This is a genomic window from Alicyclobacillus tolerans, assembly GCF_048984885.1.
GTDB classification, from domain to species: Bacteria; Bacillota; Bacilli; order Alicyclobacillales; family Alicyclobacillaceae; genus Alicyclobacillus_I; species Alicyclobacillus_I tolerans.
In genome coordinates this window covers 393,888-405,000 of record NZ_JBMGNK010000002.1, presented here as the reverse complement: position 1 = coordinate 405,000, position 11,113 = coordinate 393,888, and the positions used below count along the sequence as shown (strand labels likewise).

9 protein-coding genes and 2 rRNA genes (1 of these 11 running past the window's edge) are annotated in these 11,113 nt (G+C 48.0%); all 11 read right to left on the bottom strand.

Going from position 1 to position 11,113, the window contains the following annotated elements:
* Positions 1-327: ribosomal RNA gene (locus ACOJUR_RS02125) — 23S ribosomal RNA — on the bottom strand; it reaches 2,623 nt to the left of the window's first position.
* A gap of 146 nt (positions 328-473) precedes the next feature.
* Positions 474-2,009 (bottom strand): 16S ribosomal RNA (locus ACOJUR_RS02120).
* The 16S and 23S rRNA genes sit together here, the layout of an rRNA operon.
* Before the next feature lie 258 nt (positions 2,010-2,267).
* Positions 2,268-3,758, bottom strand: coding sequence for a lysine--tRNA ligase (gene lysS / locus ACOJUR_RS02115; RefSeq protein ID WP_306955608.1), 1,491 nt, complete (start codon positions 3,756-3,758; stop codon positions 2,268-2,270).
* Between the two features lie 157 nt (positions 3,759-3,915).
* Positions 3,916-4,392, bottom strand: coding sequence for a transcription elongation factor GreA (gene greA, locus ACOJUR_RS02110; protein WP_203114932.1), 477 nt, complete (start codon positions 4,390-4,392; stop codon positions 3,916-3,918).
* A gap of 200 nt (positions 4,393-4,592) precedes the next feature.
* Entirely contained in the window at positions 4,593-4,826 is a 234-nt protein-coding gene (locus tag ACOJUR_RS02105) for a helix-turn-helix transcriptional regulator (RefSeq protein WP_072873590.1), read from the bottom strand.
* Entirely contained in the window at positions 4,807-5,307 is a 501-nt protein-coding gene (folK, locus tag ACOJUR_RS02100) for a 2-amino-4-hydroxy-6-hydroxymethyldihydropteridine diphosphokinase (RefSeq protein WP_420949126.1), read from the bottom strand. The genes ACOJUR_RS02105 and folK overlap by 20 nt, the downstream gene beginning before the upstream one ends.
* The gene (gene folP, locus ACOJUR_RS02095) at positions 5,285-6,085 is read right to left on the bottom strand and encodes a dihydropteroate synthase (RefSeq protein WP_420949125.1); all 801 of its coding nucleotides are present in this window, start codon (positions 6,083-6,085) and stop codon (positions 5,285-5,287) included. The genes folK and folP overlap by 23 nt, the downstream gene beginning before the upstream one ends.
* Positions 6,086-6,149: 64 nt before the next feature.
* Positions 6,150-7,031 carry an Hsp33 family molecular chaperone HslO gene (gene hslO, locus ACOJUR_RS02090; protein ID WP_420949124.1) on the bottom strand — a complete coding sequence of 294 codons (882 nt, stop codon included), beginning with the start codon at positions 7,029-7,031 and terminating at the stop codon, positions 6,150-6,152.
* A 108-nt stretch (positions 7,032-7,139) separates the two neighbouring features.
* The gene (gene ftsH, locus ACOJUR_RS02085; RefSeq protein WP_072873593.1) at positions 7,140-8,981 is read right to left on the bottom strand and encodes an ATP-dependent zinc metalloprotease FtsH; all 1,842 of its coding nucleotides are present in this window, start codon (positions 8,979-8,981) and stop codon (positions 7,140-7,142) included.
* Between the two features lie 107 nt (positions 8,982-9,088).
* The gene (gene hpt, locus ACOJUR_RS02080) at positions 9,089-9,631 is read right to left on the bottom strand and encodes a hypoxanthine phosphoribosyltransferase (protein WP_072873594.1); all 543 of its coding nucleotides are present in this window, start codon (positions 9,629-9,631) and stop codon (positions 9,089-9,091) included.
* Positions 9,632-9,641: 10 nt separating this feature from the next.
* The gene (gene tilS, locus ACOJUR_RS02075) at positions 9,642-11,063 is read right to left on the bottom strand and encodes a tRNA lysidine(34) synthetase TilS (protein WP_420949123.1); all 1,422 of its coding nucleotides are present in this window, start codon (positions 11,061-11,063) and stop codon (positions 9,642-9,644) included.
* Positions 11,064-11,113: the final 50 nt, after the last annotated feature.

The following is an 11,113-nucleotide window of genomic DNA, read 5'->3' as shown; positions in this document are numbered from 1 at the left end:
GCATCCCCTCTACCCCATGATGGCAACGGGGGTCCCCTTCTCCACCATCATGGTTTAGGCTCTTCCGCGTTCGCTCGCCACTACTTGCGGAATCACTCTTGTTTTCTTCTCCTCCAGGTACTGAGATGTTTCAGTTCCCCAGGTTCCCTCCGTCTATCCTATACATTCAGATAGCGGTACCGGCCCATCACGACCGGTGGGTTCCCCCATTCGGACATCCCTGGATCTTCGCTCGCGTACAGCTCCCCAAGGCATTTCGGTGTTCGCCCCGTCCTTCTTCGGCTCCTGGCACCTAGGCATCCTCCGTGCGCCCTTTCTACCTTCACCTTGCTTCCCTCTTGCTGATTCAGTTCTCAAGGTCCTTCGAGCTTATCCCTCTCTCAAGGCATAAGTAGCTTTCGCTAAGTTCTCTCCCGAGAACCCTCAAAACTAAACACGCACGCCTCTCCACCAAACCCCTCTCTCTTCCCTAGAAAGGAGGTGATCCAGCCGCACCTTCCGATACGGCTACCTTGTTACGACTTCACCCCAATCATCGACCCCACCTTCGGCGGCTGGCCCCCTTTCGGGTTACCCCACCGACTTCGGGTGTTGCCAACTCTCGTGGTGTGACGGGCGGTGTGTACAAGGCCCGGGAACGGATTCACCGCGGCATGCTGATCCGCGATTACTAGCAATTCCGGCTTCATGCAGGCGAGTTGCAGCCTGCAATCCGAACTACGAGCGGTTTTCAGGGGTTCGCTCCAGATCGCTCTCTCGCTTCCCGTTGTGCCGCCCATTGTAGCACGTGTGTCGCCCAGGACATCAGGGGCATGATGATTTGACGTCATCCCCGCCTTCCTCCGACTTGCGCCGGCAGTCACCTGTGAGTCCCCACCTCTACGTGCTGGTAACACAGGTCAAGGGTTGCGCTCGTTGCGGGACTTAACCCAACATCTCACGACACGAGCTGACGACAACCATGCACCACCTGTCTCCTCTGCCCCGAAGGGACCTACCATCTCTGGTATCGTCAGAGGGATGTCAAGCCCTGGTAAGGTTCTTCGCGTTGCTTCGAATTAAACCACATGCTCCACTGCTTGTGCGGGCCCCCGTCAATTCCTTTGAGTTTCAGTCTTGCGACCGTACTCCCCAGGCGGAGTGCTTATTGGGTTTCCTTCGGCACTGAGGGTGGTACCCCCCAACACCTAGCACTCATCGTTTACGGCGTGGACTACCAGGGTATCTAATCCTGTTTGCTCCCCACGCTTTCGTGCCTCAGCGTCAGTCACTGTCCAGCAAGGCGCCTTCGCCACTGGTATTCCTCCACATCTCTACGCATTTCACCGCTACACGTGGAATTCCCCTTGCCTCTCCAGTACTCAAGTCCTACAGTTTCCAAGGCATTCCCAAGGTTGAGCCCTGGCCTTTCACCCCAGACTTGCAGAACCGCCTACGCACCCTTTACGCCCAGTGATTCCGGACAACGCTTGCCCCCTACGTATTACCGCGGCTGCTGGCACGTAGTTTGCCGGGGCTTCCTCTCGGGGTACCGTCTCGCAAAGAGCATTCCCTCTCCTTGCCGCTCTTCCCCCTTGACTGAGCTTTACAACCCGAAGGCCTTCCTCGCTCACGCGGCGTTGCTCCGTCAGGCTTGCGCCCATTGCGGAAGATTCCCTACTGCTGCCTCCCGTAGGAGTCTGGGCCGTGTCTCAGTCCCAGTGTGGCCGGTCACCCTCTCAGGTCGGCTACGCATCGTCGCCTTGGTAGGCCTTTACCCTACCAACTAGCTAATGCGCCGCGGGGTCCTCTCTCAGCGATGCCGTAGCATCCTTTCCCGCATCAGGCATGCGCCTCATGCGCCTATCCGGCCTTAGCACCCGTTTCCAGGCGTTATTCCGGTCTGTTAGGCAGATTCCCCACGTGTTCCTCACCCGTCCGCCGCTGGTATCTTTCGATACCCGCTCGACTTGCATGTATTAGGCACGCCGCCAGCGTTCGTCCTGAGCCAGGATCAAACTCTCAATGTCTAATTCCTTCTCCCTCGCTCTCTCGAGCTCGGGCACTTCTTCTCTGGCGTTTGGTGATTCTTGTGCGTGTTTAGTTTTCAAGGTTCTCTCGCTGCCAAGGCTCTCTTTCGCGTCCCCTCTTGCAGCGACAGCGACTATCTTACCTCCCTCCAAACTTTTTTGCAACCCCTTTTTGAAAAAAATAATCATGTATTTTTTTCCACACAAAATATTGACCTGCTATAAGCAGGCCATGTTGATCTATGCACTATAAGATATTTAGGAGCGCTCATCGCGTCGTTCACGCAAGAGAGGAAATAAGAGAACATCTCGAATGGAAGGCTGATTCGTCAAGAGCATCACTAAACGGTCTATCCCGATGCCGAGCCCTCCTGTTGGTGGCATACCCTGTTCGAGTGCCAGCAAAAAATCTTCATCCAATTCTTGCGCTTCTTCATTGCCAGCGGCCCGTTCTTCCATTTGTTTCAGAAAACGATCTCTTTGATCCAGCGGATCATTTAATTCTGAGAATGCGTTGCCATGCTCTCGACCCACAATAAACAATTCAAAACGATCGGTAAATCGCTCATCCTCTTTATTCTTGATTGCAAGGGGAGAAATCTCCACTGGATGCCCATAGACAAACGTTGGCTGAATCAACGTGGATTCTACACGTTGCTCAAAAAATTCGTTGACAATGTGACCATAACTCATTTCGTCACTAATTTGAATATGATGTTCATGAGCTAACTGCCGCGCCGTCTCCAAATCGTGAACGGGCCAGAAATCTACGCCTGTCTGTTCACGGATTGCGTCAACCATATGTACGCGCCGCCACGGCCCTTGAAGATGAATGGTATATTCTCCATACGTAATATCTAATGTTGAATGTACGGCTGATGCGGCATGTCGCACTAAATTCTCAGTTAAATCCATGATATCATGAAAATCTGCATACGCTTGATATAGCTCAAGCATAGTGAATTCAGGATTGTGACGTGTGGAAATACCTTCGTTTCGATATACACGACCTATTTCATAAACTCTCTCCAAACCACCAACAATCAACCGTTTTAGATGAAGTTCAAGCGCAATGCGCAATACAAGTGGTATATCGAGTGCATTATGATGCGTGTGGAAAGGTCGTGCATGTGCTCCACTGGCCACAGTATGCAAAGTAGGTGTTTCCACTTCCAGAAATCCTTCTTTATCCAAATATTCACGTATCGCTTGAATAATTTTTGATCGCGCCATAAAAGTGTCGCGAATTTCTGGATTGACAATCAGGTCAAGATATCTTTGCCGATAACGCGTTTCAACATCTTTAAGTCCATGCCATTTCTCAGGCAGTGGGCGCAAAGCCTTAGATAACACATCAAGTTTCTGACAAAGCACTGTCACTTCACCGCGATTGGTGCGAAATACTGTACCTTCAACACCTATGATGTCACCGAGATCGAGCAACTGAAAAATTTCGTATCCTTCTTCCCCGAGCACATCTTGCTTGGCATAAATTTGAATACTACCTGTCCGATCTTGCATTACGGCGAAAGAAGCTTTGCCATGCCCGCGGCGAATCATCATCCGTCCTGCTATCCGAACACGCATCGACATTTCTTCCAATTCCTCTTTGCTTTTCTCGCCTGCGGCATTTAAAATATCGCTCGCATGGTGAGTAACATCATATCGATGGCCATATGGATAGACACCTTTGTTTCGCAACTCGTCCAATTTTTCCAAACGGACACTCATTAAATCGAACTCATCCATTCAAACATTCCTCCTGCACGGAAAGACGAGGGAAATTCTCCCTCGCCATTTTTCATAAAAGAGCGCATGGTTATGCCAACTGCAAACATGTTTTAGTGATTCTAAGACAACTAAAACACAGCCATTTCATGGATACCCCACTCATGAAACCAATTCTTTAACGGCGAATTTCTAAAATTTTGAACTTGATGGTTCCTGCAGGAACAGCAACATCTACCACAGAGCCAATGGATTTACCAAGCAACGCGCGTCCTACCGGTGATTCATTGGATATCTTGTTGCTTGCTGGATTGGCTTCTGCCGAACCAACGATGGTATATTCCACATCTTCATTAAATTCCATATCTCTAAGCAATACGGTTGAGCCAATGGATACAGAGTTGGTATCGACCTCATCTTCATTGATGATTCGCGCATTGCGAAGCATCTTTTCCAAAGTCATGATTCTGCCTTCGATAAACGCCTGTTCATTCTTAGCGTCCTCATATTCCGAATTCTCACTGATATCTCCATACGATATGGCCAGTTTGATGCGTTCTGCCACTTCACGGCGTTTCACGCTTTTTAACTGTTCCAGTTCTTCTTCGAGTTTTCGCAACCCTTCGGGAGTCAAAAGAACTTCTTTTTCTGCCATAGCAATATCGCTCCTTTTTGCCGACAAGTGCCGATGTACAGACGCGAATTCTCCAAGCCATTTCGCACAATATATGGGATAGAGCACCACCGGGGACACCGGCAGTGCTCTGTAAACCCATTCCGGACACAATGTCTAGTGGCAATTATAGATACGCTCCTGAGGCTTGTCAATGCGTACCAGACAGCGTATACATATGCTTATCTGTTATCTTTTATGGGCGAGAGGCTCATTTTATCACTCAAAAGTTCTTCCTCTGTAACATCCAAAACATTACCCAGTTTATGTATCATTTCTTGACTCGGTTGACGCGTCCCTCTTTCTAATGATCCAACAATCGTCAGGGAAACTCCTAATTCTTTGGCCAGCTCTTCTTGTGTCCAACATTTCAGTTTGCGATAAGCGCGAATTCGTCTACCAAATGTGTCCGACATATTCAACCCCACTTTCCGAAAGGTTTTCGGCCATTTCAGCCAGCGTTACTCCTCCAAGACCGCGCCTTTGCGGAACTAACTCTGCCAGTGGAATGATGACGAAACCTCTTTCCCACATTCTCGGATGAGGAATCTGCAACATTTGATAGCATACAGACAAATTATCATAAAGGAGAATATCTAAATCAAGCGTACGCGGCCCGTTCTGTATCGCTCGCACACGCCCCTCGTTCTGTTCTATTTCATGTAAGGTTTGAAGCAATTGCAAAGGTTCCAGTGATGTTTGTATAGACATCACCATATTCAGAAAATCTGGCTGTTCAAGATATCCAACCGGGGTCGTCTCATATACTGAAGAACAACATACTGGCCCTTCTGATAAACAGGTAAGAGCTTCTACAGCTCGTTGTAAATGGTGAATTCTCCTACCCTGATTGGAACCCAGGGCTATAAATACCTCATGGACCATTTTGCTGCCCATCGTCCTCCTTGTCTTGTACAGCCTCAAGCATTCGACAAACGCGCACAGTCGCCTTCACGTCATGGACGCGCAAGTATTCCACACCTTCCATTATTGCATATGCAGCAAGAGCCAGATTTCCTTCTAATCGATCGGATACATCTGCCGAAAGAATTTCTCCAATAAATCGTTTCCGACTGACACCGAGCAAAACGGATTGACCCAGTTTTGTATAATGCGGCAAAATTCGCAAAGCAGATAGATTTTGATGGGTATCCTTAGCAAAACCTATTCCCGGATCTATGACCAGACGTTCTCTCGCAATACCTGCAGATAAGCAGCGTTCTATACCAGACCGTGTTTCCTGAAGAAGTTCTGCGAGACCATTCCCTAAAGGTCGGCTGTCTCGGTTATGCATCCAAAAATAAATACAGTTGGCGTCACTGACTACTTGTAGCATCTCTTTATGGTGCAGGGCACCCCAAACATCGTTGATACCGCTCACGCCGCATTCAAGAGCACGTGCCGCTATCTCAGGTTTATACGTATCTACACTAATGGGAATCGGACAATGAAGCGCAAGATCTTTGAGTACAGGCTGCAATCTTCGCCATTCCTCTTCAGATGTAACGGATTGGTGACCTGGTCGCGTGCTTTCGGCACCCACGTCCAACCAGTCTGCGCCTTCTTCAACCAGGCGATACGCATGGTTCAGCGCATCAGTCGGGGAAAAATAAATCCCCCCGTCAGAAAAAGAGTCAGGTGTTACATTCAGAATCCCCATCACTTTTGTACGCACTGTGTTACCCTTCTTTCCAATGACACTCCACGCAAGCGAAGACGCGATAGCAGGCTCGATAAATTTAGGACTGTTGTTCAGCAATCCAGCCTTCTATCTCTTCTACGCCAAAAAAGTATTTTGCAGCGCAAAAATGACAAACCGCTTCTGCACCTTTGTCTTCTTCCACCATACTGCGGAGTTCAGAGACATCGAGGTTTTTCATTGCTGCCGCAAATCGTTCACGAGAGCAGTTACAAGCAAATTGTACAGCTACTCGATTGAGCAAGTGAGCATCGGGATCGAGCAAATAAAGTAATTCTTCTGCACTCTTACCTGTTTGTAGAATGTCAGTTACACTTTGCATAGAAGACAACCGTTCTTCCAGCTTTTCAATGTCATTTTCTTCATGACCAGGAAGCAATTGCAAAAGAAACCCGCCTGCACAGATAACACGATTGTCTGTCCCAACGAGTACCCCTGCTCCCACAGCAGAGGGCGTCTGTTCGGATACAGCAAAATAATAAGTGAAATCATCCGCAATCTCACCTGTCTGGATAGCTGCCGAACCTGTATAATAATCTCTCAAACCGGTATCTCGTGTAACATAGAGAGTGCCTCTGCCAACAGCTCTGCCAACATCCAACTTACCTTTTGAATTGACTGGCAAATCAACAAACGGATTGTCCACGTATCCCCGCACATTGCCAAAGGCGTCCGCATCTACGAGAATGCGTCCAAGCGGACCGTCTCCATCAATACGAAGTGTCAGACGCTCTTCATTTTTCAATTGTTGCCCCATCATGAGGGCAATACTTGCTGTTCTTCCTAATGCAGCCGTGGCCACTGGCCAAGTATGGTGTCGACCCTGCATCTCATTGACAACGTTCGTCGTAACGCATGCCAGAGCACGACCACGACCATTCAATATCGTTGCCCTCACTAACTGGTCAGGTGCGCTTTTCATGTTTAAACCTCCTAGAATGACGAACAACCCCCATGTAGAGGGTTGTCGTTAGAATCTCCTGTCAATGCTGCTTTTCTTCAAAACGCATTTTCCCTTGCCATCTATAATCTAGAGGTCTTTATTCTGTTCTGCTATTACCTCTTCTGGTGATTTGCCTTCCATAATGGCCCGAATCTCAAATTCATCAATCGTCTCTTTTTCCAGGAGAAGATTGGCCAAAGCATCCAGCCGATCTCGACGTTCCGTCAAAATCTTGCGGGTGCGCTCATGACAATCTTCAACTATCCGCTTCATTTCTTCGTCAATCTCAAAGGCAACTCTGTCACTATAATTGGCTTCTGACGACAGGTCTTTGCCTAAGAAGACTTGACCTTGACGGCTACCGTATTGCATGGGGCCAAGTTTGTCGCTCATACCATACTGAGTCACCATTTGCCTAGCAATTTCCGTAACTCGCTCTAAATCGTTGGATGCACCCGTGCTAATTTCGCCTAAAACAATCTCTTCCGCGACTCGACCACCCAACAATCCACAGATGCGATCGTACATCTCCTGCCGTGTCATGAAATAACGATCTTCCTTAGGCAAGGTAACCGTATACCCACCCGCCATTCCGCGGGGAATAATGGTGACTTTGTGAACTGTGTCCGCAGCCTGCACATAATAGCCAATCACAGCATGCCCAGCTTCATGGAAGGCTACCAATTTACGCTCATGTTCACTAATCACCCTCGAGCGTTTTTCCGGGCCAGCCATCACTCTGTCAATCGCTTCATCAATATCGCGATTGGTAATGCGGGTTTCTCGCTTGCGAGCCGCTAATAGTGCTGCCTCATTGAGGACATTTTCCAAATCGGCTCCTGTAAACCCGGGTGTCCGCTTAGCAATCACATCCAAGCGAATATCAGAAGAAAACGGCTTGTTTCTAGCATGCACCTTTAAAATTTCCTCACGGCCTTTTACATCAGGACGATTGACCACAATCTGGCGGTCAAAACGGCCTGGACGCAGCAGCGCTGGATCGAGGATATCCGGACGGTTGGTGGCAGCAATAATAATTATGCCGTCATTTCCCGAGAAACCGTCCATCTCTACAAGCAATTGGTTGAGTGTTTGTTCACGTTCATCATGACCGCCACCGAGACCTGCTCCACGATGACGTCCAACTGCATCAATTTCGTCAATAAAAATGATACAAGGTGCGTTTTTCTTGGCAGTTTCAAACAAATCACGCACACGTGATGCGCCGACACCGACAAACATTTCTACAAAGTCAGAACCTGAAATACTAAAAAAGGGAACGCCAGCTTCTCCCGCAACCGCACGAGCCAGCAAAGTTTTACCCGTACCAGGCGGCCCTACCAGAAGCACACCTTTGGGAATGCGGGCACCGAGTTGTGAAAAGCGTTTGGGATCTTTAAGAAACTCTACAATTTCTTCCAATTCAGCCTTTTCTTCATCCGCACCAGCTACATCACGAAAAGTAACGCGACGTTTTTCCTCAGTGTAAAGTCTTGCCCTGCTTTTGCCAAAGTTCATGACTCGGCTGCCGCCGCCTTGTGCCTGATTAAACAGGAAGAACATAATGACAAAAACAAAGACAAACGGAATAATGGAAGTTAAAAATTGAATCCAAACAGATTCTTTTGGTTGCTGATTGACGTAGAAGTCGACTTTATTATTTTCCAGAAGAGGATAGACGTTATCGTCATTCAGACCCCTGGTAGAAAACTTCTTTCCGTCACTGAGCGTACCGTCAATGGTAAGCGTTAGCCCATCTGGAGTCACATAAACCGGACCGGAAATTTCATGCGATTTGATATCGCTCACAAATTGGCTATAGGCTATCGTCGATTGCGGGCGGCTTGAATTTGTCAGAAAGTCCACCACTCCGACGATGGCTAGCAAAATCAGCACATAGAAAACAATGCTGCGGTAAAACCTGTTCATGCCTTACCTCCTCTCGGTCATGGCGGGAATATTGTACCATAAGGACTGAATAGACAACAGCAGAGCGGAAGGAGGCCATGAATCCTTTGTGACAGATCTGTTGAACGTCATGACTCCTGATAAATCTCGGCTTTTAAAATGCCTACATAAGGCAGATTCCGATAGCGTTCAGCATAGTCCAGTCCATATCCTACAATAAAAGCATTGGGTACACGAAAACCAAACCAATCCGGTTCAATGTCCACTTGCCTGCCCTCCGGTTTGTCAAACAGCGAAACAATTTTCACAGATGCTGCCTTTCGATGCAAGAGGGTTTCGCGCAAATAGCGCAGTGTCAAACCAGAGTCCACAATATCTTCGACAATTACCACATGCCGACCTTCCACAGGTCTGTCAAGATCCTTTAAAATACGCACAACACCTGATGATTTTGAGGCATCTCCATAACTGGAGGTTGCCATAAAATCAATTTCAAGCGGAACATCTACCCGCTTAATCAAATCCGCCATAAAGAGCACTGCGCCTTTGAGGACACAGATAAAAAGCGGATTTTTCTCATTGTACTCGACAGCTAACTGTTTCCCCAACTCTTGAATGCGCTGTTGAATTTGCTCTTCATCGAACAGTATGCTCTCTAGGTCTTTTTGCATGACAGAAAATCTACTCCTCCTTGTCCCTTCTCCATAAAATTCTGCATTCCTCAGCTTGCAACAAACTTTGCACATGTTTGGGCGGAATGGTTTGTAAGGTCCAACGGGCAATCTCTGCATCCTTTGAATGAATTCGCGATGAGCTATACAAACCTGGAATCCACAGCCAGTCGCCAGCTTTTACAACTGGCCAGGCAGCTCGCAACATTTTCGGCAACTTACTATCTGTCATCAAGTCCTGAATTTTTTTCGATCCGCCCCGTGTCTTGACACGCCAGCTTCGATTGCAGTCTTCAATGCTCAACGAATGGATTTCTGGCGGTAAATGAACCGTCCATCCCCAATCATTACCTGACACCAAGTTTGATATATGATGACGTGTAAGACGCCAAATCCATCCAAGCTCATCAGCCCATTCTCCTTCGTTGAGAAGGACTTCCCGAACAGTTTGCCGCTTAGTGTTCAAGAAACGAGGTCGAGGGCCCACCCACAATTGAGAATAAATACGCCACGCTAAAAATCCGCCCGGCAAATCAATGCCAGCCGACGGATCTTTGCTGCTGGCCAATTTCCGCAGATCTTCCACGTGGCGCGCAGTCCAATTGATTTCCGTCGGAAAACATGTCAATAGTAGGTGAATTGCCCTTCTTTGTAAAGGAATCGGCAACTCTATCCATTGATTTGTAGACAAATGATACGCTGATAAAGTCTCGTCATATGTAATATACGTATTGAATAATTGTTTGGCCCAATCATTAAGCCAATCATTTTCTTCACGAACCATTGCTGTAAAACGTCCAATGATCTCTGAAACATTGGGTTCAATAGCGCGAAGTTCTGGCAACACACGCTGCCTCAAACGATTGCGAAGAAAGCGAAGCGACTGATTGCTTTCATCTTCAACCCAGGACCATCCGTTTTGTTGAGCTGTTTTCTCAATAGCTTGCTTGGAAAAAGAGAGTAGTGGCCGGAGCAAGCGCATATGGCTTTGTGGAACAACTGACTCAGCCTGCATTCCCTGCAACCCCGACAAATAAGCGCCGCGCAACAATCTCCACAATACCGTTTCCACCTGATCGTCAGCATGGTGAGCAACGGCAATCGCATCACATTGATATTTCTCTGCCATGCGAAGCAAAGCCTGATAGCGTAAATGACGAGCGTCCGCCTCCGTACCGCGCCGATGTTGAATGCTGATGTCTTGCAAGTGGACATACTCTATCTCAGCTGGCAAGTGAAGCTGTTCAGCCAATTCCTGAACAAAGCGGGCGTCACGATTAGCCGTTTCGCGCAATCCATGGTGGACATGCCCTACCACCAACTGCAAAGAGAGGGAAGATTGCAAACTGGCTAGCATTCGCAAAAGCACTACAGAATCCACACCACCTGAGCAGGCAACAAGAACTCTTTGAAGCTTTTTTTGCTTCGCCATGCTGAGCCATATTTGCAAAAACTCATGTACTGAAACTACTGATGATTTCC